General features: G+C 58.0%; 22 protein-coding genes. 5 read left to right on the top strand and 17 right to left on the bottom strand.

Annotated features, from left to right (window positions below; genetic code table 11):
* Positions 1-57 precede the first annotated feature (57 nt).
* The 4 genes from glmM to rlmE all read right to left on the bottom strand — a co-directional run bounded on the left by glmM (position 58) and on the right by rlmE (position 5,011).
* The gene (gene glmM, locus AC3Y64_RS03825; protein ID WP_489986501.1) at positions 58-1,395 is read right to left on the bottom strand and encodes a phosphoglucosamine mutase; all 1,338 of its coding nucleotides are present in this window, start codon (positions 1,393-1,395) and stop codon (positions 58-60) included.
* A gap of 16 nt (positions 1,396-1,411) precedes the next feature.
* Positions 1,412-2,263, bottom strand: coding sequence for a dihydropteroate synthase (gene folP / locus AC3Y64_RS03820; protein ID WP_489986500.1), 852 nt, complete (start codon positions 2,261-2,263; stop codon positions 1,412-1,414).
* 8 nt (positions 2,264-2,271) lie between these two features.
* Positions 2,272-4,179 (bottom strand): ATP-dependent zinc metalloprotease FtsH, encoded by a 1,908-nt coding sequence (gene ftsH, locus AC3Y64_RS03815; protein ID WP_016986501.1) that lies wholly within the window; start codon positions 4,177-4,179, stop codon positions 2,272-2,274.
* Between the two features lie 202 nt (positions 4,180-4,381).
* Positions 4,382-5,011 (bottom strand): 23S rRNA (uridine(2552)-2'-O)-methyltransferase RlmE, encoded by a 630-nt coding sequence (rlmE, locus tag AC3Y64_RS03810; protein ID WP_008088328.1) that lies wholly within the window; start codon positions 5,009-5,011, stop codon positions 4,382-4,384.
* 101 nt (positions 5,012-5,112) lie between these two features.
* Here rlmE and AC3Y64_RS03805 point away from each other — a divergent pair, with 101 nt between their 5' ends.
* Positions 5,113-5,421 carry a YhbY family RNA-binding protein gene (locus tag AC3Y64_RS03805; RefSeq protein ID WP_003221534.1) on the top strand — a complete coding sequence of 103 codons (309 nt, stop codon included), beginning with the start codon at positions 5,113-5,115 and terminating at the stop codon, positions 5,419-5,421.
* A 9-nt stretch (positions 5,422-5,430) separates the two neighbouring features.
* On the opposite strand, the gene AC3Y64_RS03800 is transcribed toward AC3Y64_RS03805, so the two are convergent.
* The 8 genes from AC3Y64_RS03800 to grpE form a co-directional block, all read right to left on the bottom strand.
* Positions 5,431-5,835, bottom strand: coding sequence for an MFS transporter (locus AC3Y64_RS03800; protein WP_489986499.1), 405 nt, complete (start codon positions 5,833-5,835; stop codon positions 5,431-5,433).
* A 28-nt stretch (positions 5,836-5,863) separates the two neighbouring features.
* The gene (gene greA / locus AC3Y64_RS03795) at positions 5,864-6,340 is read right to left on the bottom strand and encodes a transcription elongation factor GreA (protein WP_064387939.1); all 477 of its coding nucleotides are present in this window, start codon (positions 6,338-6,340) and stop codon (positions 5,864-5,866) included.
* 2 nt (positions 6,341-6,342) lie between these two features.
* Complete coding sequence (gene carB / locus AC3Y64_RS03790; protein ID WP_489986498.1) at positions 6,343-9,564, bottom strand: carbamoyl-phosphate synthase large subunit; 3,222 nt, start codon at positions 9,562-9,564, stop codon at positions 6,343-6,345.
* Positions 9,565-9,689: 125 nt separating this feature from the next.
* Positions 9,690-10,826 (bottom strand): glutamine-hydrolyzing carbamoyl-phosphate synthase small subunit, encoded by a 1,137-nt coding sequence (gene carA, locus AC3Y64_RS03785; RefSeq protein WP_007915228.1) that lies wholly within the window; start codon positions 10,824-10,826, stop codon positions 9,690-9,692.
* Between the two features lie 257 nt (positions 10,827-11,083).
* Entirely contained in the window at positions 11,084-11,890 is an 807-nt protein-coding gene (gene dapB / locus AC3Y64_RS03780) for a 4-hydroxy-tetrahydrodipicolinate reductase (protein WP_489986497.1), read from the bottom strand.
* 9 nt (positions 11,891-11,899) lie between these two features.
* Positions 11,900-13,024: a molecular chaperone DnaJ gene (dnaJ, locus tag AC3Y64_RS03775; RefSeq protein ID WP_489986496.1), complete on the bottom strand. Its 1,125-nt coding sequence runs from the start codon at positions 13,022-13,024 to the stop codon at positions 11,900-11,902.
* 297 nt (positions 13,025-13,321) lie between these two features.
* Positions 13,322-15,238, bottom strand: a complete 1,917-nt coding sequence (gene dnaK / locus AC3Y64_RS03770) for a molecular chaperone DnaK (protein ID WP_158958603.1) — start codon at positions 15,236-15,238, stop codon at positions 13,322-13,324.
* Between the two features lie 102 nt (positions 15,239-15,340).
* On the bottom strand, positions 15,341-15,907 hold the full coding sequence (gene grpE / locus AC3Y64_RS03765) for a nucleotide exchange factor GrpE (RefSeq protein ID WP_158958605.1): 567 nt from the start codon (positions 15,905-15,907) through the stop codon (positions 15,341-15,343).
* Positions 15,908-16,146: 239 nt separating this feature from the next.
* Here grpE and recN point away from each other — a divergent pair, with 239 nt between their 5' ends.
* Positions 16,147-17,820: a DNA repair protein RecN gene (gene recN, locus AC3Y64_RS03760; RefSeq protein WP_489986495.1), complete on the top strand. Its 1,674-nt coding sequence runs from the start codon at positions 16,147-16,149 to the stop codon at positions 17,818-17,820.
* A 75-nt stretch (positions 17,821-17,895) separates the two neighbouring features.
* On the opposite strand, the gene fur is transcribed toward recN, so the two are convergent.
* Positions 17,896-18,300, bottom strand: a complete 405-nt coding sequence (gene fur, locus AC3Y64_RS03755; protein WP_064119476.1) for a ferric iron uptake transcriptional regulator — start codon at positions 18,298-18,300, stop codon at positions 17,896-17,898.
* Positions 18,301-18,397: 97 nt separating this feature from the next.
* On the opposite strand from fur, the gene AC3Y64_RS03750 reads away from it, so the two are divergent.
* Positions 18,398-18,925 carry an outer membrane protein assembly factor BamE gene (locus AC3Y64_RS03750; RefSeq protein WP_489986494.1) on the top strand — a complete coding sequence of 176 codons (528 nt, stop codon included), beginning with the start codon at positions 18,398-18,400 and terminating at the stop codon, positions 18,923-18,925.
* A gap of 59 nt (positions 18,926-18,984) precedes the next feature.
* On the opposite strand, the gene AC3Y64_RS03745 is transcribed toward AC3Y64_RS03750, so the two are convergent.
* Genes AC3Y64_RS03745 through AC3Y64_RS03735 form a run of 3 tightly spaced genes read right to left on the bottom strand, consistent with a single transcriptional unit; the run spans position 18,985 to position 21,137 of the window.
* The gene (locus tag AC3Y64_RS03745; protein WP_489987920.1) at positions 18,985-19,299 is read right to left on the bottom strand and encodes an RnfH family protein; all 315 of its coding nucleotides are present in this window, start codon (positions 19,297-19,299) and stop codon (positions 18,985-18,987) included.
* Positions 19,292-19,726, bottom strand: coding sequence for a type II toxin-antitoxin system RatA family toxin (locus AC3Y64_RS03740; protein WP_016986510.1), 435 nt, complete (start codon positions 19,724-19,726; stop codon positions 19,292-19,294). The genes AC3Y64_RS03745 and AC3Y64_RS03740 overlap by 8 nt, the downstream gene beginning before the upstream one ends.
* Before the next feature lie 7 nt (positions 19,727-19,733).
* Positions 19,734-21,137: a sodium-dependent transporter gene (locus tag AC3Y64_RS03735; protein ID WP_489986493.1), complete on the bottom strand. Its 1,404-nt coding sequence runs from the start codon at positions 21,135-21,137 to the stop codon at positions 19,734-19,736.
* 119 nt (positions 21,138-21,256) lie between these two features.
* Here AC3Y64_RS03735 and smpB point away from each other — a divergent pair, with 119 nt between their 5' ends.
* On the top strand, positions 21,257-21,739 hold the full coding sequence (gene smpB / locus AC3Y64_RS03730; RefSeq protein ID WP_008088297.1) for an SsrA-binding protein SmpB: 483 nt from the start codon (positions 21,257-21,259) through the stop codon (positions 21,737-21,739).
* Between the two features lie 133 nt (positions 21,740-21,872).
* Here smpB and AC3Y64_RS03725 read toward each other — a convergent pair whose 3' ends face one another.
* Positions 21,873-22,640, bottom strand: a complete 768-nt coding sequence (locus tag AC3Y64_RS03725; RefSeq protein WP_158958613.1) for an FCD domain-containing protein — start codon at positions 22,638-22,640, stop codon at positions 21,873-21,875.
* Positions 22,641-22,902: 262 nt separating this feature from the next.
* Here AC3Y64_RS03725 and AC3Y64_RS03720 point away from each other — a divergent pair, with 262 nt between their 5' ends.
* Entirely contained in the window at positions 22,903-24,597 is a 1,695-nt protein-coding gene (locus AC3Y64_RS03720) for a lactate permease LctP family transporter (RefSeq protein ID WP_463556767.1), read from the top strand.
* Positions 24,598-24,703 lie beyond the last annotated feature (106 nt).

Raw genomic sequence — 24,703 nt, 5'->3', positions numbered from 1 at the left:
TCGTCGGTCAAAGTGGGCGCAGATGTTACCCAACACAATCATGGCTTGCAAGCCGTATCAGGCAGAAACTTCAGTTACCAGTTTTGCCAGTTCTTCGGCATAGCTGCGAACCTGAGTTTCGTCCTCGCCTTCAACCATGACGCGCACCAGAGGCTCTGTCCCGGACTTGCGCAAAAGCACACGCCCACGACCCGCCATTGCCTGGGTTACGCGAGCACTGGCTTCCTTGACAGCCGGATGCTCCAGAGGGCTTTCACCACCACCGAAACGCACATTGATCAGTACCTGAGGGCACTTGCGCAGCGCCTGACGGGATTGAGCCAGGCCTTCATTGCGCGTTTTAAGGGCCATCAACACTTGCAGGGCCGCGATGATCGCGTCACCGGTCGTGGTGTGGTTAAAGCACACGATATGCCCCGAGTTCTCACCCCCCACCAGCCAATTACGCTCCAGCAACTCAGCAATGACATAACGGTCGCCGACATTCGCCCGGATGAAAGGGATCGACAGATCCGCAAGCGCCAGCTCCAGGCCGAGGTTACTCATCAGCGTACCGACGACACCGCCCTGCAGCTTGCCGCGCTCATGCAGATCTCGGGCAATGATAAACAACAAATCGTCACCATCGACGATAGCGCCGGTGTGATCAACCATCAGCACCCGATCACCGTCACCATCAAAAGCGATACCCAAATCAGCGTGCTCAGCCAGTACAGCAGCCTGCAACTGATCCATATGGGTCGAGCCGCAATTATCGTTGATGTTCAAGCCATTCGGCTGAGCCGACAGCACGACGACCTCAGCACCCAACTCACGGAATACGCTTGGAGCCACCTTGTAGGTCGCACCATGAGCGCAGTCGATGACAATCTTGAGGCCAGAGAAACTGGTGCCGGTTGGCACGCTGCTCTTGCAGAATTCGATATAGCGACCAGAGGCATCGTTGATTCGCGAAACCTTGCCGATCTTGCTCGATTCAACGACGGTCATTGGTGCATCGAGCAACTCTTCGATCATCAACTCCAGCTCATCGGGCAACTTGGTACCCTTGCCGGAGAAAAACTTGATGCCGTTATCGTCATGCGGATTGTGCGACGCGCTGATTACGATACCGGCCTCAGCCTGAAACGTGCGCGACAGATAGGCAATGGCCGGAGTCGGCATCGGGCCCAGCAACATCACGTCAGCGCCAGCCGACGTCAGGCCGGCCTCAAGTGCGGACTCGAACATATAACCGGAAATCCGCGTGTCTTTCCCAACTAAGACCTTGCAGGCGCCCATCTTGCGGAACGCCATACCAGCGGCCCAGCCGAGCTTCAGCATGAAGTCAGGAGTAATCGGATATACACCGACGCGACCACGAATGCCGTCGGTACCAAAATATTTTTTGCTCATAAGTGCTCCATCATTCTTATTCAGCTGATTCCACGGCTGCGATCATCCGCACCACGTCCACCGTTTCCGCCACATCATGGACGCGCAATATACGCGCACCTTTGACGGATGCCAGTGCCGCCAGTGCAAGCCCCCCATGCAAACGCTCACCCACCGGGCGATTCAACGCATGGCCGATCATGCTTTTTCGGGAGACACCCACCAGTAAAGGCCGACCCAGCGCATGCAAGGCTTCCATATGCTTGAACAAGCTTAGATTGTGCTGCAGGGTTTTGGCGAAGCCGAAACCAGGGTCAAGGATGATGCGCTCGGCAGGAATTCCCGCCTGCGCGCATTTAGTCATGCGCTCGGCAAGAAACTCAGCCACTTCCCGGGTGACATCCTGATAGTGCGGGTTATCCTGCATATCGCCGGGTTCTCCCAGCATGTGCATAAGACAGACCGGCAAACCTGTCGCCGCCGCCGCATCCAGCGCACCATCGCGCTGAAGCGATCGGACGTCGTTGATCAACCCGGCACCCAGCCGTGCGGTTTCGCGCATGACGGCTGGCGTCGAAGTATCGACCGAGATGATCACATCCAGCTCGCGATTGATCAGCTCCACGATCGGCGCCACGCGCTCGAGCTCCTCGAGCGGCGATACCGCACGCGCACCGGGCCGAGTGGACTCGCCACCGACATCGATCAGCGTCGCACCGGCTGCCACCATCGCCTGCGCATGGCGCAAGGCTGCATCGAGCTGGCTGTATCGGCCGCCATCAGAGAAGGAATCAGGGGTTACATTGAGAATGCCCATGACATGCGTCCGGGCCAAATCAAGAACCCGGTTGCCGCAAGGCAACCGGGTCAGGGACTGTACAGAAGTCATTTCAAACCTTAAACGTCAGCAGCCGGACCGCCAATCGGTGTTTCCGGACGCTCATCCCGAACGACAGGAGGCGGAGGCGTACCTGTGCCACCCGACCAGTCGCGCGGTTCGCGAGGCGTACGACCCGCCATGATATCGTCGATCTGCTCAGCATCAATCGTTTCGTACTTCATCAGCGCATCAGCCATTGCGTCAAGCTTGTCACGGTTGTCCGTGAGGATCTGCTTGGCCGTGCCATAGCACTGATCAATGATGCTGCGCACTTCGGAGTCGATCAGCTTGGCTGTCTCGCCAGAGAAACTGGCTGCCTGACCACCACCGCCGCGACCGAGGAATACTTCACCCTCTTCTTCGGCATACATCAACGGGCCGAGCTTTTCCGACAGACCCCACTTGGTCACCATGTTCCGCGCAATCTGACTGGCACGCATGATGTCGTTGGAGGCACCGGTGGTTACACCGTCGAAGCCCAGAGTCATTTCCTCAGCGATACGACCGCCGTACAGCGAGCAGATCTGGCTGATCAGCGCACGCTTGGACAGGCTGTAGCGATCCTCTTCCGGCAGGAACATCGTCACACCCAACGCACGACCGCGCGGAATGATCGACACCTTATAAACCGGATCATGCTCAGGCACGACGCGACCAACAATAGCGTGGCCCGCTTCGTGATAAGCCGTGTTCTGTTTTTCTTTCTCCGACATGACCATCGATTTGCGCTCGGCGCCCATCATGATCTTGTCCTTGGCCAGCTCGAATTCTTTCATCTCTACGATGCGCTTGCCGCTGCGAGCAGCGAACAGCGACGCCTCATTGACCAGGTTGGCCAGGTCAGCACCGGAGAAGCCCGGAGTACCACGCGCGATGACCGCCGGAGCAACGTCGTCACCCATTGGCACCTTACGCATGTGAACCTTGAGAATCTGCTCACGGCCACGGATATCCGGCAGACCAACCACAACTTGACGGTCGAAACGGCCCGGACGCAGCAGCGCTGGGTCGAGTACGTCTGGACGGTTGGTAGCAGCGATAACAATGATGCCGTCGTTCATTTCGAAGCCGTCCATCTCAACCAGCAATTGGTTGAGAGTCTGCTCACGCTCATCGTGACCGCCGCCCATGCCGGCGCCACGGTGGCGACCGACGGCGTCGATTTCGTCGATGAAGATGATGCAAGGCGCGTGCTTCTTCGCCTGCTCGAACATGTCACGTACACGGCTGGCACCAACACCGACGAACATTTCGACGAAATCAGAACCGGAAATGGTGAAGAACGGCACTTTCGCTTCGCCGGCAATAGCCTTGGCCAGCAAGGTCTTACCGGTACCCGGAGGACCCACCATCAGCACGCCGCGAGGAATGCGGCCGCCCAGACGTTGGAACTTGCCCGGGTCACGCAGGAACTCTACCAGCTCACCGACTTCTTCCTTGGCTTCGTCGCAACCGGCAACGTCAGCCAAGGTGGTTTTCACCTGATCTTCGGAGAGCAGGCGGGCCTTGCTCTTGCCAAAGCTCATCGGTCCGCCCTTGCCGCCGGCACCGCCCTGCATCTGGCGCATGAAGAACATGAACACCGCGATGATCACTAGGATCGGGAAGCTGGCCACCAGAAGCTGGGTCCAGATGCTTTGCTGCTCAGGCTGCTTGCCTTCGACCACAACGTGGTTGTCGACCAGATCGCCGATCAGGCCATTGTCCTGAATTGCCGGACGAATGGTCTTGAAGCTGTCGCCATCGTTGCGCTTACCGGTAATCACATAACCATCAACGGCTACGCGCTCGACCTTGCCATCCTTGACCTGCTGGATGAAGTCGGAATAGTTGAGGGTCTGCGGCTCGTTAGGGCTGGAGAAGTTGTTCATCACCGTCACCAGGACAGCCGCGATGATCAACCACAGGATCAGATTCTTTGCCATATCGTTCAATTAACTACCCTCTGAAGCAAGCTCCGCTACTGGCGCGCGCTTCGCATGATATTCACCGGCCTAACTTACTACATTACCTACAACTCTGGCAGCCGCCGTCTGTAACCCTTTGTGAAACACTTTCTACACAATATTCGCTAATGCGCTCGGGGCGAAATACTAAAAACCTATCACCCCGCAAAAAAATCCCGTTTTACTCACTACGCCCGCGATACCCCCAAGCCAGCATGTATTGCTCGCGAGAGCTGCCACGTGAGGAGTCCGGCTTGATCATCTGGATCTTGTCGAACTTCTTGCGAGCATCCTTCAGATACACATCAAAGCCTTCGCCCTGAAAAATCTTGATCACGAAATTACCACCCGGCTTGAGTATCCGTTCAGCCAAATCGAGCGCCAGCTCGCACAGAAACATGGCTTTGGGCATATCCACTTCAGGCGTACCACTCATATTGGGGGCCATATCGGAAATCACAAGGTCTACCTGCGAATTACCGACGGCTTCCAGAATCTGCGCGAGCACTGCGTCCTCGGTGAAGTCACCTTGAATAAAGGTCACATCAGGGATGCTGTCCATTTCCAGGATGTCCGAGGCGATCAGGCGCCCCTGACCGCCAATCAGACGACTGGTGACCTGCGACCAGCCACCGGGGGCTGCGCCGAGGTCGACAACGCTCATGCCAGGGCGGATCAGCTTGTACTTTTCCTGGACTTCCAGAAGTTTGTAACTCGCACGCGAGCGGTAGCCATCCTTCTGCGCTTGCTTCACATAGGGATCGTTGACATGTCGTTTCAGCCAACCAAGGCTTGTCTTGGAACGCGCCATTGGGCACCTCGATGATTAGGGTCGTGATTAATTGGGCGGATCCACGAACCCTCGGGTAAAATGGCCGCCATTTTACAGAATCCAGACGAAAGGGTCAGATTATGCCGCTCACTCCAGAGCAGAAGAAACAATACAAATCCATTGGCCACCACCTGAAACCGGTTTTGACGGTGGCTGACAATGGTTTGACTGAAGGCGTGTTAGCCGAACTCGAACGCGCTTTGGCGGATCACGAGCTGATCAAGATCAAGCTCAATATCCTCGATCGCGAATCGCGCCTGGCGCACATCGCAGAGCTGTGTAAAGTCGGCAAAGCGGATCTGGTACAGGTCATCGGCAAGATGGCACTGGTTTACCGCAAGAACTTCAGCGTCAACAAGCAGCTGTCGAACGTGCATCGCTTCAAGTGATGACAAGGGTCAAGGGTGTGCTTCGCGCACCCTGCCACTCCACCCCGGTACAGGCTGCAACACCAGGACCAGCCCGGAAAAGCCCAGAATCAGAAAGCTGAACACCTGCCAGCGCTGCGCATCCGGCCAGCCGACACGCACTGCGACGAACATCGCACACGCATACAACGCCATCAACAGCACCTGCCCGCGAAAATCCCGCCATAGACTGGCAGGACCCTCGGCCTGTACCAGCACCAAAACCTGAAAAATCACACAGGCGGCGGCGAACCCCACCACCAGCACTTCAAATGCACTGGCCACTTCATCGATCAGCAACGGCGCGAGGCCGATTTTGCCCAACGCCGGCTGCAAACCGAGATGAATCAGCCATAGGCCACCGACCCAAAGCATCTGGGTCAGTTGCCAAAGCATGGCGCCCGCATGCAGCGGGCGCCCGTTTTCAGATGTGACGGACTTCGACAATCTCGTACTCGATAACGCCACCAGGCGTTTTCACGGCGACCACATCGCCCTCTTCCTTGCCGATCAAGGCACGGGCCAAAGGCGAGCCGACGGAAATCTTGCCGAGTTTGAAGTCAGCCTCATCCTCACCCACGATGTGGTAAGTGACGCTTTCATCGGTCTCGACGTTGGCGATTTCGACGGTGGTGCCGAAAATCACCTTGCCGGTGTGAGGAATGGTCGTGACGTCGATGATGACCTGATTCTGAATCCGGCCTTCGATGTCACGAATCCGCGCCTCGACCATGCCTTGCTGTTCGCGAGCGGCATGGTATTCAGCGTTTTCTTTCAAGTCACCCAACTCGCGGGCCGTACCGATGTCCTGGCTGAGCTTCGGACGAACGACCTTGGTCAGGTGAGTGTGCTCTTCTTCCAGGGCGCGAGCGCCCTGAACAGTCATTGGGTACTTGGTTATGCTCATGCCTTCAATCCTGCGTGTAGATCCTGCAAGCGGCGCACGGTCTTTTCCGGACCGAACTTCAGCGCTTCACAGATAGCTTCGCCAGCAGCAATGGTGGTGGTGCAGTAAATCTTGTGCTGCAAGGCATTACGACGAATGGAGTACGAATCAGCGATCGACTGGCGACCTTCGGTGGTGTTGATGATCAGGGTGACTTCGTCATTCTTGATCATGTCGACCACGTGTGGACGACCCTCGGTCACCTTGTTCACGCGGCGCACTTTCAGGCCTGCCGCTTCGATCAGCTTGGCAGTGCCGGCAGTGGCAACCACTTCGAAGCCCAAGTTGATCAGATCACGGGCCACGCCTGCAACCAGCGGCTTGTCGTCGTCGCGCACGCTGATGAACGCAGTACCGCCGGTCGGCAGCACTTCGCTGGCACCCATCTGGGCTTTGGCGAATGCTTCACCGAAGGTGTCACCGACGCCCATCACTTCACCGGTCGACTTCATCTCTGGGCCGAGGATCGGGTCAACGCCAGGGAATTTGGCGAACGGGAACACCGCCTCTTTCACGCTGTAGAAGTTCGGGATGATTTCTTTGGTGAAGCCGATGTCTTTCAGGGTCTTACCGGCCATTACGCGGGCAGCGATCATGGCCAGGGAGACACCGATGCACTTCGACACGAACGGTACGGTACGCGAAGCGCGCGGGTTGACTTCGATGACGTAGATGTCTTCGCCTTGCAAAGCCAGCTGCACGTTCATCAGGCCGACAACGCCCAGCTCGAGGGCCATTTTCTTGACCTGCTCGCGCATCTCGTCCTGGATGTGGGCCGGGAGCGAGTACGGCGGCAGCGAGCACGCGGAGTCACCGGAGTGAACACCAGCCTGCTCGATGTGCTGCATGATCGCGCCGATCACCACGTCTTTGCCGTCGCAGACTGCGTCCACGTCCATTTCGATGGCGCAGTTGAGGAAGTGGTCGAGCAGCACCGGGCTGTCGTTGGACACTTGCACCGCGTCACGCAGGTAACGCTTGAGCTCGTCTTCCTTGTAAACGATTTCCATCGCACGGCCGCCCAGTACATAGGACGGACGCACCACCAGCGGATAACCGATTTTCGCGGCAGCACGAACAGCTTCGTCTTCGCTGCGCACGGTGGCGTTTGGCGGCTGACGCAAGTTCAGACGCTCAACCATTTGCTGGAAGCGCTCACGGTCTTCAGCGCGGTCGATGGCGTCAGGGCTGGTGCCGATGATTGGCACGCCAGCGGCTTCCAGAGCGCGAGCCAGTTTCAGTGGAGTCTGGCCGCCGTACTGGACGATCACGCCTTTCGGCTTCTCGACGCGGCAGATTTCCAGTACGTCTTCCAGGGTTACCGGCTCGAAGTACAGACGGTCGGAAGTGTCATAGTCGGTGGAAACCGTTTCCGGGTTGCAATTGACCATGATGGTTTCGTAGCCGTCTTCGCGCAGTGCGAGGGCCGCATGAACGCAGCAGTAGTCGAACTCGATGCCTTGGCCGATACGGTTCGGACCACCGCCCAGAATCATGATCTTGTCGCGGCCCGACGGCGCAGCTTCGCACTCTTCCTCGTAAGTCGAGTAGAGGTAAGCGGTGTCAGTGGCGAACTCGGCGGCGCAGGTGTCAACGCGCTTGTAGACCGGGAACACTTCCAGCTTTTGACGGTGCGTGCGCAGGTTCTTCTCGGTCACGCCCAGCAGCTTGGCCAGACGCTGATCAGAGAAGCCTTTGCGCTTGAGCTTGAACATCAGGTCGCGGTCGATCGCGGACAGACCGAGGGTCTTGACCTTCTCTTCTTCCTTGATCAGATCTTCGATCTGCACCAGGAACCACGGATCGATCATGTTCATGCCGAAGATGTCTTCGACCGACAGGCCGGCGCGGAAAGCGTCAGCGACATACCAGATACGCTCGGCGCCTGGCACGGTCAGTTCGCGCTTGAGCACGCTCATGCTTTCCGGATTGCTCAGGTCGAGCTTCTCGTCCAGACCGCAAACGCCAACTTCCAGACCGCGCAGGGCTTTCTGCAGGGATTCCTGGAACGTACGGCCGATCGCCATGACTTCACCGACCGACTTCATTTGAGTGGTCAGGCGCGCGTCTGCCTTGGCGAATTTCTCGAAGGCGAAACGTGGCAGCTTGGTGACGACGTAGTCGATCGACGGCTCGAAGGACGCCGGGGTCTTGCCGCCGGTGATGTCGTTCGACAGTTCGTCGAGGGTATAGCCCACAGCCAGTTTGGCCGCGACTTTGGCGATCGGGAAACCGGTGGCTTTCGAAGCCAGTGCCGAGGAACGCGATACGCGCGGGTTCATCTCGATCACGACCATACGGCCAGTGTCCGGGCAGATACCGAATTGCACGTTGGAACCGCCGGTCTCGACGCCGATCTCGCGCAGTACCGCCAACGAGGCGTTACGCAGGATCTGGTATTCCTTGTCGGTCAGGGTTTGTGCTGGAGCCACGGTGATCGAGTCACCGGTGTGCACGCCCATCGGGTCGAAGTTTTCGATCGAGCAGACGATGATGCAGTTGTCCTTTTTGTCGCGGACAACTTCCATTTCATATTCTTTCCAGCCGATCAGCGATTCGTCGATCAGCAGCTCTTTGGTCGGCGACAGGTCCAGACCGCGGGCGCAGATTTCTTCGAACTCTTCACGGTTGTAAGCGATACCGCCACCGGTGCCGCCCATGGTGAAGGACGGACGGATGATGCACGGGAAACCCAGGGTTTCGAGAACCGCGTTGGCTTCTTCCATGCTGTGGGCGATACCGGAACGTGGGCACGCCAGGCCGATGGACTTCATCGCCTTGTCGAAGCGCGAACGGTCTTCAGCCTTGTCGATGGTGTCGGCGTTGGCGCCGATCATTTCTACGCCGAACTTCTCCAGAATGCCTTCGCGCTCCAGGTCCAGGGCGCAGTTCAGAGCGGTCTGGCCGCCCATGGTTGGCAGCACGGCGTCCGGACGTTCTTTCTCGATGATCTTGGCAACGGTCTGCCACTTGATCGGCTCGATGTAGGTCGCGTCGGCCATGTCCGGGTCGGTCATGATGGTGGCCGGGTTGGAGTTCACCAGGATGACGCGATAACCCTCTTCGCGCAGGGCCTTGCAGGCCTGGGCGCCGGAGTAGTCGAATTCGCAGGCCTGGCCGATAACGATCGGGCCAGCGCCGAGAATCAGGATGCTTTTAATGTCTGTACGTTTTGGCATGGGTTTGTCACTCAAATCCGCAGGTCAGTCGGCAAGCCGTCTTGATCGATTTCTGAAGTCTCGAAGGGGCCGCCGGTGCCGGGGCCGCCCTCGAGGGCTTCTCTCTACAGTCTCAAGGCGAACGCTTAGCGTCGCTTGGCCATCTCGTTGATGAAGCGGTCGAACAGTGGCGCAACATCGTTCGGGCCCGGGCTCGCTTCAGGGTGGCCCTGAAAGCTGAACGCGCTCTTGTCGGTGCGCTCGATGCCTTGCAGGGTGCCGTCGAACAGCGATTTGTGGATCGCACGCACGTTGGCTGGCAGGGTTTCTTCATCTACCGCGAAACCGTGGTTCTGGCTGGTGATCATCACAACGCCAGTGTCCAGATCCTGCACCGGGTGGTTGGCACCGTGGTGGCCGTGGCCCATTTTCAGGGTCTTGGCGCCGGAGGCCAGGGCCAGCAGTTGGTGACCGAGGCAGATACCGAATACCGGAATTTCGGTTTCCAGCACTTCCTTGATCGCCTTGATCGCGTAGTCGCATGGCTCCGGATCACCAGGGCCGTTGGACAGGAACACGCCGTCCGGCTTCAGCGCCAGCACATCAGCGGCCGGGGTTTGAGCCGGCACCACGGTGACGCGGCAGCCGCGCTCGACCAGCATGCGCAGGATGTTGACCTTGACGCCGTAGTCGTAGGCAACCACGTGGTAAGGCAGCTCGGAAGCGTCGATGGTCGCGTGGCTGTCGGTCTTCAGATCCCAGACAGTCGAGCGCCATTCGTATTGGGTCTTGGTGCTGACGACTTTCGCCAGATCCATGCCTTTCAGGCCAGGGAAGCCTTGCGCAGCGGCAATTGCCGCTTCTTCGGAAATGTTGTCGCCGGCCATGATGCAGCCGTTCTGTGCGCCTTTTTCACGCAGGATGCGAGTCAGGCGACGGGTGTCGATACCGGCGATTGCCACAACATTGTTGGCTTTCAGGTAGTCGGACAGGGACATCGTGTTACGCCAGTTGCTCGCTACCAGCGGCAGGTCACGGATGACCAGGCCAGCGGACCAGACGCGGTCGGACTCGGCGTCTTCCGGCGTAGTGCCGGTGTTGCCGATGTGCGGGTAAGTCAGGGTAACGATCTGTTGGGCGTAGGAAGGATCGGTAAGGATTTCCTGATAGCCGGTCATTGCGGTGTTGAACACCACCTCACCAACGGTTTGACCGTCGGCACCAATGGCTTCGCCGCGAAAAATGCTGCCATCAGCAAGGGCAAGTATGGCTGGCTTAGTCAAGAAGACCTCCCGTAAATAACGCATGAAAGGGCGATCGCAGGTTGTAAAAAAGCGGAGTGACGTATGGACACGTCACCCCGCTTCTTCACTGAATTATTCTGCGCGCTTTTAGTGGACACACTAAAGCTGTAGCTTACAGAAAAAGGCTTTTTTGGTCCACCGCTAAAGAGCCTAAAAGGCCGGAGAATGCGACAGGACGTCGCTCAGCGGAGAAAAACCAGCGCAAACAGGGCGTTTGCGCCGGATTCAACAACGGCTCAACGCAGGTCGAGCACATCCTGCATGTCGTACAGACCTGGCTCACGACCGTCCAGCCACAGCGCGGCACGCACCGCACCCTTGGCAAACGTCATGCGGCTCGACGCCTTGTGTGTGATCTCCAGACGCTCACCTTCGCAGGCGAACAGCACGGTGTGATCACCCACCACATCACCACCACGCACGGTGGCGAAACCGATGGTTTCACGCTCACGGACGCCGGTGTGGCCTTCACGACCGTAGACCGCGACTTTCTGCAAATCACGATCCAGGGCATTGGCGATCACTTCGCCCATGCGCAACGCGGTACCCGACGGCGCATCGATCTTGTGACGGTGATGGGCTTCGATGATTTCGATATCCGCATCATCACCCAACACGCGCGCCGCCATATCGAGCAGTTTCAACGACAGATTGACGCCGACGCTGAAGTTGGCCGCGAAGACGATCGGAATGTCCTTGCCCGCCTCGACCAGCAACTGCTTCTGCGCCGCATCCAGCCCGGTGGTGCCGATGACCATGGCCTTGCCTGCCTTGCGGCAGAAGGCGAGGTTTTTCAGCATTACTTCCGGCAGGGTGAAGTCGATCAGGACATCGAACTCTTCAGCGACCGCTTCGATATGCCCGGACAGCGGCACACCAATACGACCCAACGACGCCAACTCACCGGCATCGACGCCGATCAGCGTACTGCCAGGACGAACCACGGCAGCGGTCAAACCGGTCAGCGGCGCGCGCTGCTGCACGGCTTCGACCAGAATTTTGCCCATGCGCCCAGCAGCGCCCATCACAGCTATACGTCGCATGCCGACTCCTTACAGATCGCCGAAGAAACGCTTCACACCGTCGAACCAACCGGTGGTTTTCGGCGAGTGGCTGTTGTCGTCCGCCAGCGAACTGCGGAACTCTTCCAGCAATTCGCGCTGGCGACGGTTCAGGTTGACCGGCGTTTCGACCGCAACGCGGCACATCAAATCGCCTGCACCACCGCCACGCACCGGCGCCACGCCTTTACCGCGAACACGGAACTGCTTGCCGGTCTGGGTGCCTTCGGGGATTTTCAGTTTGACGCGACCGTCGAGGGTCGGAATTTCCAACTCGCCGCCCAATGCTGCGTCGACGAAGCTGATCGGCACTTCGCAGAACAGATGCTTGCCATCGCGCTGAAAGATGTCGTGTTCGCGCACGTTGATGACTACATACAGGTCGCCAGTCGGGCCGCCCTGCGTACCCGCCTCGCCCTCGCCAGACAGACGAATGCGGTCGCCGGTATCAACGCCAGCTGGCACCTTGACCGACAGGGTTTTGTACTCTTCGACGCGACCGTCACCGTGGCAGGAATCGCACGGGTCGGAAATGATCTTGCCCTGGCCATGGCAACGCGGGCAGGTCTGCTGCACCGAGAAGAAGCCCTGCTGCATGCGTACCTGACCGATGCCGCCGCAAGTCGGGCAAGTGGAAGGCGAGGAGCCTTTCTTCGCACCCGAACCATCGCAAGGCTTGCAGTTGACCAGCGTTGGAACGCGGATATTCACGGTAGTACCGCGCACCGCTTCTTGCAGATTCAGCTCCAGGGTGTAGCGCAAATCGCTGCCACGCTGAGCGCCGCCACGAGAACCGCCGCGACCGCCGCCGAAGAAATCACTGAAGACATCACCGAAGATGTCAGAGAAGTTCTGACCGCCAAAACCGGCACCGCCGCCACCCATGCTTGGGTCGACGCCGGCATGACCGTACTGGTCGTAAGCTGCGCGCTTGCTGGAATCGGACAGTACTTCGTAGGCCTCGTTGGCCTCTTTGAACATGTCTTCCGATGCTTTGTCACCGGGATTACGATCGGGGTGGTGCTTCATCGCCAGACGGCGATAGGCCTTCTTCAGGTCTGCATCGCTTGAGCCGCGCTCAACACCCAATACTTCGTAAAAATCACGCTTTGCCATAAGTCTTCTGCACTCTTGAGGACGTTCGGCAAACCCCTCCTGAGGATGGCCAAACTCGTTGAGCCCCAATACAGGCCCGGACCCAACTCACGTCAATTCAACGATCCTGGTCTTTGATTCTTGCGGTACTTGTAGCGCGAAAAGCAGGAGCATTCCCGGCCATACCGCCAACATCCGAACGTTGTCGCATGCTGTAAAAATTCGCGTATTCCAGATACGCCAACGCGGGAGCTAGCTCCCGCGCGGCGACATCCTACCAGTCACTGCCTAAAGGCAGTCAACCGGCCGACCAACAACTTACTTGTGGTCTTTGACTTCTTCGAACTCTGCATCGACAACGTCGTCAGCCTTCTCAGCCGATTCGCCTTGCGGGGCTGCGCCATCAGCTGGCTGAGCCTGTTCGGCATACATCTTCTGAGCAACCGGAGCGGAGACTTTCGACAGCTCTTCAACCTTCGCTTCGATAGCAGCCTTGTCGTCGCCTTTGACAGCGGCTTCCAGAGCAACCACAGCAGCTTCGATCGCAGTCTTCTCTTCGGCGGTAACTTTGTCGCCCGCGTCAGCAATCATTTTGCGAGTCGAGTGAACCAGTGCGTCGCCCTGGTTACGGGCAGCGGCCAGTTCTTCGAACTTGCGGTCTTCCTCAGCGTTGGCTTCGGCGTCACGCACCATGCGCTCGATTTCTTCGTCGGACAGACCGGAGTTGGCCTTGATCACGATCGACTGAGTCTTGCCGGTGGCCTTGTCTTTCGCGCCAACGTGCAGAATGCCGTTAGCGTCGATGTCGAAGGTCACTTCGATCTGCGGCACGCCACGTGGAGCAGGTGGAATGTCGGCCAGGTCGAACTTGCCCAGGGACTTGTTCTGAGTGGCTTGCTTACGCTCGCCCTGCAGCACGTGAATGGTCACAGCGCCCTGGTTGTCGTCAGCAGTCGAGAACACTTGCGATTTCTTGGTAGGAATCGTGGTGTTTTTCTCGATCAGCGCGGTCATCACGCCACCCATGGTTTCGATACCCAGGGTCAGCGGGCTGACGTCGAGCAGCAGAACGTCTTTCACGTCACCGGCCAGAACGGCGCCCTGAATCGCGGCACCCATGGCAACAGCTTCGTCCGGGTTAACGTCTTTACGAGCTTCTTTACCGAAGAAATCGGTCACCAGCTTCTGCACCAGTGGCATACGGGTCTGACCACCGACGAGGATTACGTCGTTGATCGCGCCAACATCCAGACCAGCGTCTTTCATGGCGATGCGGCAAGGTTCGATGGTGCGCTGAACCAGGTCTTCAACCAGTGCTTCCAGCTTGGCACGCGAGATCTTCACGTTCAGGTGTTTAGGACCGGTCGCGTCTGCAGTGATGTACGGCAGGTTGACGTCGGTCGACTGAGCGGAAGACAGCTCGATCTTGGCTTTCTCAGCGGCTTCTTTCAGACGCTGCATGGCCAGCGGATCACCTTTGAGGTTCATGCCGCTTTCTTTCTTGAATTCGTCGACGAGGTAGTCGATCAGACGAATGTCAAAGTCTTCACCGCCGAGGAACGTGTCACCGTTGGTGGCCAGTACTTCGAACTGGTGCTCGCCATCAACTTCAGCGATCTCGATCACGGAAACGTCGAAAGTACCGCCACCGAGGTCATAAACGATCACGGTGTGATCGCCCTTGGCCTTGTCCATACCGTAAGCCAGAGCGGCTGCGGTTGGTTCGTTGATGATACGTTTTACGTCCAGACCGGCAATGCGGCCGGCGTCTTTGGTCGCCTGACGCTGGCTGTCGTTGAAGTAGGCCGGAACGGTGATCACCGCTTCGGTCACTGGCTCGCCGAGGTAGTCTTCGGCGGTCTTCTTCATCTTTTTCAGAATTTCAGCCGAGATTTGTGGCGGTGCCATTTTCTGGCCGTTCACTTCAACCCAGGCGTCGTTGTTGTCAGCCTTGACGATCTTGTAAGGGACCATCTGGATGTCTTTCTGCACAACTTCTTCGTCGAAACGACGACCGATCAGACGCTTTACTGCGTACAGAGTGTTGTGCGGGTTGGTCACAGCCTGACGCTTGGCCGACTGACCTACCAGGATTTCGCCATCGTTGGCGTAAGCGATGATCGACGGCGTGGTACGCGCGCCTTCAGCGTTTTCAATAACTTTTGCTTTGCCGTTTTCCAGCACGGAGACGCAGGAGTTGGTAGTCCCCAGGTCGATACCGATAATTTTGCCCATGTTCACTCTCCCGAAACTTTGGATTTGGATGCCGCAGCAGTGGTGGCTGACTGCGGTAGCACTTAAACGCTTGACTTCTAAATGGGGGCCTTGCGGCTAATTTCAAGCCTTCTCGTCAATCGAAGGCGAAATTGGCGCTGGCGCCTTGCTGACCACAACCATGGCCGGGCGCAACAGGCGACCGTTGAGCTGGTAGCCCTTCTGAAACACCTTCAGAACACTGTTCGGTTCTACGTCGGCGCTTTCCTGCATGGCCATCGCCTGATGGTGAACGGCGTTGAACGGTTCGCCATGCGGATCGATCGCTTCAAGCTGATAACGCTTGAGGGTGTCGTGGAACATTTTCAGCGTCAGCTCGATGCCTTCACGCATCGGACGGATGCTTTCGTCGTCCGGGTTCGACAGCTCAAGGCCACGCTCCAGGCTGTCGACGATCGGCAGCAAGTCGCTGGCGAATTTCTCCAGGGCAAACTTGTGCGCCTTCTCGACGTCCTGTTCGGCACGGCGGCGGACGTTCTGCAGATCGGCAGCTACGCGCAGAGATTGATCTTGCGCTGCGGCCAATTGCTCTTCGAGCACTTGCACACGGGTCGCCAGGTCATCACTCGAACCTTCCGGCGCCTGAGGGGCATCTGGGTTTTGCGTATCTACTGTCTGTTCGTCAGCCATAGAATTCTCCTTCAATTTCGTCCGCGAGCCTGACTCGCGCTTCTGTGCCGATATATGGGGCCGCAAAATCAGGCTTCAAGGGCCTTCAAGGATTAACCCTACAAAAAAGTGCCGCTTTCTCATTCCCGGATGCGCTAAGAAGATTCTTGATTCAAGCGAATCGAGCTAAGACAGGGCATTGTCAGCTCGAAACAAAACACTGTATAAATAACCAGACCTTTCGCTTGGGAGCGGCCTTTATGCTGGTGCACCTGTCCGTACATAACTACGCCATCGTTGAACACCTCGATCTTGAACTCGATCGCGGGATGAGCGTGATCACAGGGGAAACAGGCGCTGGCAAGTCGATCATGCTCGACGCCCTGGGCCTGACCCTGGGCGATCGCGCCGACAGCGGCGTGGTTCGTCCCGGTGCCGACAAGGCCGATATCCTTGCGACCTTCGATCTGGCCGATATTCCCGAAGCCAGCGCCTGGCTGGCCGAGCGCGACCTGGAAACCGACGGCCCGTGCATCCTGCGACGGGTGATCACCTCGGAAGGACGCTCGCGCGGCTATATCAACGGCACCCCCTGTCCGCTTGGCGACCTGAAGTCCCTCGGCGAATTGCTGATCGACATCCACAGCCAGCACGAACACCAATCTCTGCTGAAAACCGATACCCATCGGCGGCTGCTGGACGAATACGCCGGCGCCACCGATCTGGCCCGCCAGGTACAACTCGCTGCCCAGCGCTGGCGTCAGACCCGCCAGGAACTGGAGCGTCTTTCCAACTCCGGCGATGAGCAACGCGCACGCCATCAACTGCTCAGCTATCAGCTGGAAGAGCTGGAAAATCTCGGCCTCGGCGATAACGAACTCGAACAGCTGGAACAGGAACACAAAAACCTGACCAACGCCGAAACCCTGCTGGGCATCTGCCGACAAGTGGTCGAGCAATGCAGTGAAAGCGATTCCGGCAATGTGCTGAACGCGCTGACCGCGAGCCTCAATCGGTTATCGAGTGTGAATAATTCGGTTGGCGCACTGGGAGAAGCCAGCAGTCTGCTGACCAGTGCGCAAATCCAGGTCGAAGAGGCAGTCGGCGAACTCAACCGTTTCCTCGATAACTTCGATGCCGATCCGGCACGCCTGCAATATCTGGAAGAGCGCCTCGACGCTATCTATACCCTGGCGCGCAAACACCGGATTCAACCAACTGAAGTCGGCGAAATGCAGCAAAAACTGCTGGATGAAATCGAAACCCTCAATGCCAATGACGAATCCATTGAACGCTTGAGCGAAGAACTGGCCTCCTACGCCCGGCACTATCAAGAAAAGGCACGAGAACTGAGCGATCTGCGCCATCAGGCCGCCGGCAGTCTCGCCAGCGCGGTTGAACAGGAGATTCAGCGACTGGGTATGCCTGGCGGTCGATTCACTATCGAATTGAAGGCCAACAGCAGCGATGAGTTGCTGCCCAATGGACTGGAACAGGTTGAGTTGCTCGTCAGCGCCAACCCGGGCCAGCCTCTAAAGGCACTGGCGAAAGTCGCTTCCGGCGGCGAGCTGTCACGGATCAGCCTGGCGATTCAGGTGATCACCGCACAGACGTCCCGCGTTCCAACGCTGGTGTTTGACGAAGTAGACGTAGGCATTGGCGGCCCGACCGCTGAAATTGTCGGCCAACTGTTGCGGCGCCTCGGCGATCGCGGGCAGGTACTGACGGTCACCCACTTGCCGCAAGTGGCAGCGCAGGGCCATCAGCATTTGTTCGTGCACAAGGTGCGCGGTGAACAGGCGACTCACACCGCCGTGTCCAAGCTGAGCAAGAACGATCGCATCGAAGAAGTGGCGCGGATGCTTGGCGGCATTGATCTGACCAAGGAATCCTTGGCTCACGCGAAGAAAATGGTCGTTACCGCGAAGGCTTGAGAACGGCAGAAAGCACGAAGGCGACCCTTGGGTCGCCTTCGTTCGTTTCGCGAATGTGAAATTCGCGCGACATGCTTACTTTTTCTTGCGGACGTACAGCACCAGGTTGTGATCAACCAACTCGACACCGTGCTCCTCGGCAATTGCCTTCTGGAGCTTTTCGATTTCAATGCTGACGAATTCGACGACTTCACCGGTTTCCACGTTGACCATATGGTCGTGGTGGCCACCGTCAGCCAATTCGAATACCGCGTGGCCACCGTCGAAGTTGTGACGGACCACGAGGCCAGCCGCTTCGAACTGAGTCAGTACACGGTAAACCGTGGCCAGACCGACGTCCTCACCAGCTTCCATCAACGCCTTGTAGACGTCCTCGGCACTCATGTGACGCTGCTCGGTAGAGTCGAGCATTTGCAGGATCTTGACCCGTGGCAGGGTCACTTTGAGGCCGGCTTTGCGTAGTTCGCTATTTTCAACCATGGTCAGCTTTCTCGCGATGCTGCTTCGCAGCTTCTCTTAATGCGGGTATGATCGGCGTTTACGTTGTCCCAGCCAAGATAGTGGAAGTCGCCCACCGATGCAAAACACCAAGCTCTTGCTAACCAGTTTCACCTTTGTGGGACTGCTCGCACTCGCCGGTTGTTCATTCCCCGGGGTTTACAAAATCGACATCCAGCAGGGCAATGTCGTCACGCAGGACATGATAGACCAGTTACGCCCGGGAATGACCCGGCCGCAAGTACGGTTTATCATGGGTAACCCTCTGCTTGCCGACACGTTCCATGCCGATCGCTGGGATTATCTGTACAGCCTGCAACCGGGTGGCGGTGAACGCCAACAGGAACGCATTAGCGTTATTTTCAACTCAAACGACCAGCTTGTCAGCTTGTCCGGTGACTTTATGCCGGGCGTCAGCCGTGACGAAGCCATTCTCGGCAAGGACAGTGGCACCACAGTCACCTCTCCTGCTGAAAACGCCGAGAAGCCACAGCCGGAAAAACCGGCCAAGCCAGGTTCCTTGCTGGATCAGATCCAGAAGGACGTCGATGGTGTAGAAACCGTTCCGGTTCCAACACCAGAGCCGCTGGACACCTCGCCGCAATAATTTGCGACGCAATAAAAAACCCGGAAATTCCGGGTTTTTTATTGCCTTCGATTTGGTTTTTAAGCGTTCCGAGCCTTGGCTTCGGCAGCCTTGGCCGCACGCAAGCGCCTCACCTCTTTAGGATCGGCGAGCAACGGACGGTAAATCTCGATGCGCTCCCCCGCCTCAACCAGCCGATTCTCCGGGTCAGACACCACCTTGCCGAAGATACCCAACGGACACTCCGCCAGATTCAGCTCAGGAAACTCGCTACCGATACCCGATGCAAGCACCGCCGCCCGAACCGTCATTCCCGGCGCCACACTGACCGAGCGCAAAGCCTGACGATCCACAGCCGCGTAGACGACCTCTATCTCGATCACCGGCTCAACCATGCATTTGCTTGGCACGCTGGCAGAACGCATCCACCAGCGTATTGGCCGCCTGATTGAACAACGGCCCCAACGTAGCGCGTACCAGCGGCCCGGCATAGTCGAACGACAGATCCAGACTGATCTTGCAGGCCTTCTCATTCAACACCTTGAACACCCAGACACCGTGCAACTGATTGAACGGCCCCTCTTCCAGGTTCATCTCGATCGACTGTCCCGGCACCAAGGTATTGCGCGTCACAAAATGCTGACTGAGCCCACCCTTGGCCACGCCAACACTGGCGCGCATATGTTCCGGCGAGCTTTCCAGCACTTCAGCGGAGGAGCACCACGGCAGAAATTCCGGGTAACGCGCCACGTCATTGACGAGGTCGTAGAGAAATTGCGCCGGGTACGGCAGCAATGCCGATCGTTGAATATGTGTCGTCATGTGAGCGTTACTTCCAGAGCTGAGCGGCAAACACTACAAGAATGCCGATGGGCGCCACGTAGCGCATCAAGAACAAAGACAGGGCGAACAGTGCCGGGTTGCGGATCGACAACTCGTCGCGCACCGCATCACGCCCCATCACCCATCCGGCGAACAGCACGAAACACAGGCCACCGAGCGGCAACATGATCCGCGAAGTGAAGAAATCGATCACGCCAAAGAAGTCCAGACCGCTCTTCGCTCCCCACTGGTAGAGCTGGAACACCCCGCCTTCGTTCACGAAAAATTTGGCTTCCTTCCAGATATTGAAGGAGAACACCGTGCCCAGACCGACGAACCAGCAAGTGAAAGCAAGCCAGAAAGTCACCCAGGCGCGGCTGACTTTAGTGCGCTCAACCAGATAGGCAACCATCGGTTCCAGCAAGGAAATCGCCGAACTCCAGGCGGCGATCGCCACAAGAACAAAGAACACCACGCCCATCAACTGACCGAAAGCCACGTTACCAAAGGCAAATGGCAGGCTGACGAACATCAGGCCCGGCCCCTCGCTAGGGTTCAAGCCTCCGGCAAACACAATAGGGAACAACGCCAGACCGGCGATCAGCGAAACAAAGGTATCGAGCAGCGCCACGCCGACAACTGTGCCCGACAACGATGAGCTTTTCGGCATGTAAGCGCCGTAGATCATGATCGAACCGACACCTACGCTCAGCGAGAAGAACGCGTGCCCCATCGCTGGCAGCAAGCCGTCGAGGACTTTCTCCGGATGGAAGTCGAACATGAAATGCACGCCTTCCATGAAATGCCCGGTGGTCATGCTGTAACCCAGCAACACCAGAATCATCACGAACAGCAGCGGCATCATGATGCGCAGGCTGCGCTCAAGCCCCGCGACCACGCCTTTGGCGATGACGAAGGCCGACAACAGCATAAAAATCGTGTGCCAAAGTGTCAGACGCCATGGATTGGAGATGACATTGCCGAAATAAGCACCGACCTGATCGGCTGTGGCGCCCTGGAAGTCACCGCGGCCCATGTCGACGATGTAGTCCAGCGACCAACCGCCGACCACGCTATAGAAAGACAGGATCAGCAACGCCGTGATCATCCCGGCAAATGCCCCCCACGACCACTTGCCCGAGTGCCCGGCTTCCAGCGCCAGCACCTTCAAGGCGTTCGCCGGACTTTGCCGGGCGCGCCGGCCAATAAGGGTTTCAGCCAGCATGACCGGGATGCCGATCAACGCGATGCACGCCAGAAACATCAGCACAAAGGCGCCGCCGCCGTAGACCCCGACCATGTAGGGGAACTTCCAGATACTACCCAGTCCCACGGCCGAACCGGTCGCGGCGAGTATGAAAACCCAGCGGCTAGCCCAACTGCCGTGGACAGAAACCTTGTCTGTCGACATCGTTTATCACGCCCAAGCGTTAGAAAAAGAGGCCGCATTGTCCGGGATTCACTCAACCTGCTCAAGCACGCAGCATCACCGTAGCCGACAGCCGTTTATCTCCATATAATGCCGCCCCTATGGCTAAACAGAAGAAACACCCAACAGGGACCATCGCGCAGAACAAAAAGGCGCGACACGATTACTTCATCGAGCACAAGTTCGAGGCTGGTCTGGTCCTGGCCGGCTGGGAAGTAAAAAGTCTGCGGGCAAGCAAGCTACAGCTGGTCGACAGCTATGTCCTGCTCAAGGATGGCGAAGCGTGGTTGCTCGGCAGCCACATCACGCCTCTGATGACCGCAAGCACCCACGTCATCGCTGACCCGGTGCGCACGCGCAAGTTGCTGCTCAACCGCCGCGAGCTGGAAAAGCTTGCAGCGATGGTGCAGCAAAAGGGTTACGCCTGCGTCTGCCTGTCCTGGTACTGGAGCAAGCACATGGTCAAGTGCGAGATTGCTCTGGGCAAGGGCAAGAAGGAATACGACAAGCGTGACACCGAGCGCGAACGCGATGCCGGACGTGAACTGCAGCGTGCAGTGCGCAACAAGGGCAAGGAAGACTAGTCTTCCCCCTTGAAAGCAAAGATCGTCCGATCGCGGCCCGAGCCTGCGGCAGCCCCTACACAGGAATTCGCATTTCCCTGTGGAGCTGCCGCAGGCTCGGGCCGCGATCGGACGATCTTTTTGCTTTAAAAAATCACATCCCCTTGCGCCGCTCCGCCCGGGCCATGCGCTGAACCTCCTGCCGCACCTCTTCCAGCACTTCCTGCACATACAAAATATGTCGGCTGGACACTTCCCGCGCCTGCTCCGCGCGACCTTCGATAATCGCCAGATACAATTCCCGATGCTGAGTGATCAGCATGTCGCGAGTTTCCGTGCGCTGCTTGTACATGCCACCAATGTTGGTGACCACGTTGCGCTTGAGCAAATCGAACAAGCCGCGAATGGTGTGCAGCAACACCGCGTTGTGACTGGCCTCGGCAATCGCCAAGTGAAACTTCGCATCCGCCGCGCCCTCTTCCGCCCGGCTGACTTCGTCGTGACGCGAGTAGCAGTCCTGCAATTCTTCGAACGCCGCCGTCAGCCGCTCGCGATCAACATCAGTCGCGCGCAATGCTGCGTAATAAGCGCACGATGCCTCCAATGTGTGCCGAAACTCGAGCAAGTCGCGCTGTGCCTCGGGGTTACTTTCGAGCAAATGCAGCAGCGGATCACTGAACGTTGAGCCCAAGCTCTCGACCACATAATTGCCGCCGCCCTGCCGGCTGACCAGCAAGCCTTTCGCCGCCAGTTTCTGAATCGCCTCCCGTAGCGACGGCCGCGATACGCCAAATTGTTCGGCCAACGTGCGCTCCGCCGGCAGCCGCTCACCGGACTTCAGCGTGCCCTCAAGAATCATCCCCTCGAGTCGCTCGACAATATCGTCAGACAAACGGCGCTGCCGAATCTGATCAAACCCCATAACTCATTTCTCCACGATCCCGACCGCTCGCCGGGCTCTCTATTCTGGCCTATCCGCGCCTTGCCGACACCTACCACGCGCCACCAGCCGAAACCGGATCAGATGCGAACTGCGCCGCTTGTTCGACAAAAGTTTTAGGGCGACAAATTGACACACCGATATCAAGGCTTTTACCCTAGCCAACAGCGATTGTAAATTGGTCTTACCAATTATCCAAGAACGCTGACAGTGCCTGACCAACAACAATTAGGGGCCACCCCATATGCAAACCTGGCAACAGCTCTACAGCCCGCTCGGCAGCCTCGGCGTGTCCGCGCTCGCGGCCGTCATTCCCATCGTGTTCTTTTTCCTCGCGCTGGCGGTGTTCCGCCTCAAAGGCCATGTGGCCGGCAGCATCACCCTCGCCCTGTCGATTGCCGTAGCGATCTTCGCGTTTCAGATGCCGGTCGACATGGCCTTCGCCGCCGCCGGTTATGGCTTCGCCTACGGTCTGTGGCCGATTGCCTGGATCATTGTCGCGGCGGTATTCCTCTACAAACTGACGGTCAAAAGTGGTCAGTTCGAGGTCATTCGCAGTTCGGTGTTATCGATTACTGACGACCAGCGCCTGCAAGTGCTGCTGATCGGCTTCTGCTTCGGTGCGTTTTTGGAAGGTGCTGCCGGTTTCGGCGCACCCGTGGCGATTACCGCCGCACTCCTTGTAGGACTGGGCTTCAATCCGCTGTACGCCGCCGGCCTGTGCCTGATCGCCAACACTGCGCCGGTGGCATTCGGTGCATTGGGGATTCCGATCATCGTTGCCGGCCAAGTCACCGGCATCGACGCGTTCAAGATCGGCGCCATGACCGGCCGCCAACTGCCGCTGCTGTCACTGTTCGTGCCGTTCTGGCTGGTGTTCATGATGGACGGCCTGCGTGGCGTTCGCGAAACCTGGCCGGCAGCGCTGGTCGCGGGGCTGAGTTTCGCCGTCACTCAATACTTCACCTCGAACTTCATCGGCCCGGAACTGCCGGACATCACCTCGGCCCTGGCCAGCCTGATCTCGCTGACCTTGTTCCTGAAAGTCTGGCAGCCAAAACGCGCCGCCGGCCAGCACATCGCCGGTGCCGTTTCTGCTTCGGTGGTGACCGCCAGCGTCGGCGGTTTCGGCCAAAAACGCACCACCGTGGCTTCGCCCTACAGCCTCGGGGAAATTTTCAAAGCCTGGTCGCCGTTCCTGATCCTCACCGTGCTGGTGACCATCTGGACGCTGAAGCCTTTCAAAGCGATGTTCGCCGCTGGCGGCTCGATGTACAGCTGGGTGTTCAACTTCGCGATTCCGCACCTTGATCAACTGGTGATCAAGACCGCACCGATCGTGGCCACTCCAACGGCCATTCCGGCAGTGTTCAAACTTGATCCGATTTCCGCGACCGGCACGGCGATTTTCTTCTCCGCACTGATCTCGATGCTGGTCTTGAAGATCAATTTCAAAACTGGTCTGACCACTTTGAAAGAGACCTTCTACGAACTGCGCTGGCCCATCCTGTCGATCGGCATGGTGCTGGCCTTCGCTTTCGTCACTAACTATTCAGGCATGTCTTCGACCATGGCCCTGGTTTTGGCCGGTACAGGCGCGGCGTTCCCGTTCTTCTCGCCATTCCTTGGCTGGCTCGGCGTGTTCCTGACAGGCTCGGATACTTCGTCCAACGCGCTGTTCAGTTCGCTGCAGGCAACCACTGCGCACCAGATCGGCGTCAACGACACCCTGCTGGTCGCAGCGAACACCAGCGGCGGCGTCACCGGCAAAATGATCTCGCCACAATCAATCGCGGTGGCCTGCGCCGCGACCGGATTGGTGGGCAAGGAATCGGATCTGTTCCGCTTCACCCTCAAGCACAGCCTATTCTTTGCAACGATTGTCGGTTTGATCACCCTGGCTCAGGCCTACTGGTTCACTGGCATGCTGGTGCACTAAACCTAAAAAAATACAGAAAAAACCGACGCCGGTTCGTGATGCCGGCGTCAGCAATTCACAACCCGGTCTGTAAGGCTGCTGAAAGCAACGCTCTTTATATTCAGCA

The sequence above is a fragment of the Pseudomonas sp. 4CAES_32.4 genome (assembly GCF_058136335.1).
This window is presented reverse-complemented; position numbering and strand designations above follow the sequence as displayed.

Bases quoted from the DNA above. Each gene is read 5' to 3' on its own strand.
- AC3Y64_RS03805 (WP_003221534.1), top strand. From the start codon at position 5,113: ATGCCGCTCACTCCAGAGCAGAAGAAACAATACAAATCCATTGGCCAC.
- ftsH (WP_016986501.1), bottom strand. From the start codon at position 4,179: ATGGCAAAGAATCTGATCCTGTGGTTGATCATCGCGGCTGTCCTGGTG.
- rlmE (WP_008088328.1), bottom strand. From the start codon at position 5,011: ATGGCGCGTTCCAAGACAAGCCTTGGTTGGCTGAAACGACATGTCAAC.
- glmM (WP_489986501.1), bottom strand. From the start codon at position 1,395: ATGAGCAAAAAATATTTTGGTACCGACGGCATTCGTGGTCGCGTCGGT.
- folP (WP_489986500.1), bottom strand. From the start codon at position 2,263: ATGACTTCTGTACAGTCCCTGACCCGGTTGCCTTGCGGCAACCGGGTT.
- smpB (WP_008088297.1), top strand. From the start codon at position 21,257: ATGGCTAAACAGAAGAAACACCCAACAGGGACCATCGCGCAGAACAAA.
- dnaK (WP_158958603.1), bottom strand. From the start codon at position 15,238: ATGGGCAAAATTATCGGTATCGACCTGGGGACTACCAACTCCTGCGTC.
- AC3Y64_RS03750 (WP_489986494.1), top strand. From the start codon at position 18,398: ATGCAAAACACCAAGCTCTTGCTAACCAGTTTCACCTTTGTGGGACTG.
- dnaJ (WP_489986496.1), bottom strand. From the start codon at position 13,024: ATGGCAAAGCGTGATTTTTACGAAGTATTGGGTGTTGAGCGCGGCTCA.
- recN (WP_489986495.1), top strand. From the start codon at position 16,147: ATGCTGGTGCACCTGTCCGTACATAACTACGCCATCGTTGAACACCTC.
- carB (WP_489986498.1), bottom strand. From the start codon at position 9,564: ATGCCAAAACGTACAGACATTAAAAGCATCCTGATTCTCGGCGCTGGC.
- dapB (WP_489986497.1), bottom strand. From the start codon at position 11,890: ATGCGACGTATAGCTGTGATGGGCGCTGCTGGGCGCATGGGCAAAATT.
- grpE (WP_158958605.1), bottom strand. From the start codon at position 15,907: ATGGCTGACGAACAGACAGTAGATACGCAAAACCCAGATGCCCCTCAG.
- AC3Y64_RS03735 (WP_489986493.1), bottom strand. From the start codon at position 21,137: ATGTCGACAGACAAGGTTTCTGTCCACGGCAGTTGGGCTAGCCGCTGG.
- AC3Y64_RS03740 (WP_016986510.1), bottom strand. From the start codon at position 19,726: ATGACGACACATATTCAACGATCGGCATTGCTGCCGTACCCGGCGCAA.
- AC3Y64_RS03745 (WP_489987920.1), bottom strand. From the start codon at position 19,299: ATGGTTGAGCCGGTGATCGAGATAGAGGTCGTCTACGCGGCTGTGGAT.
- AC3Y64_RS03725 (WP_158958613.1), bottom strand. From the start codon at position 22,640: ATGGGGTTTGATCAGATTCGGCAGCGCCGTTTGTCTGACGATATTGTC.
- fur (WP_064119476.1), bottom strand. From the start codon at position 18,300: ATGGTTGAAAATAGCGAACTACGCAAAGCCGGCCTCAAAGTGACCCTG.
- AC3Y64_RS03800 (WP_489986499.1), bottom strand. From the start codon at position 5,835: ATGCTTTGGCAACTGACCCAGATGCTTTGGGTCGGTGGCCTATGGCTG.
- AC3Y64_RS03720 (WP_463556767.1), top strand. From the start codon at position 22,903: ATGCAAACCTGGCAACAGCTCTACAGCCCGCTCGGCAGCCTCGGCGTG.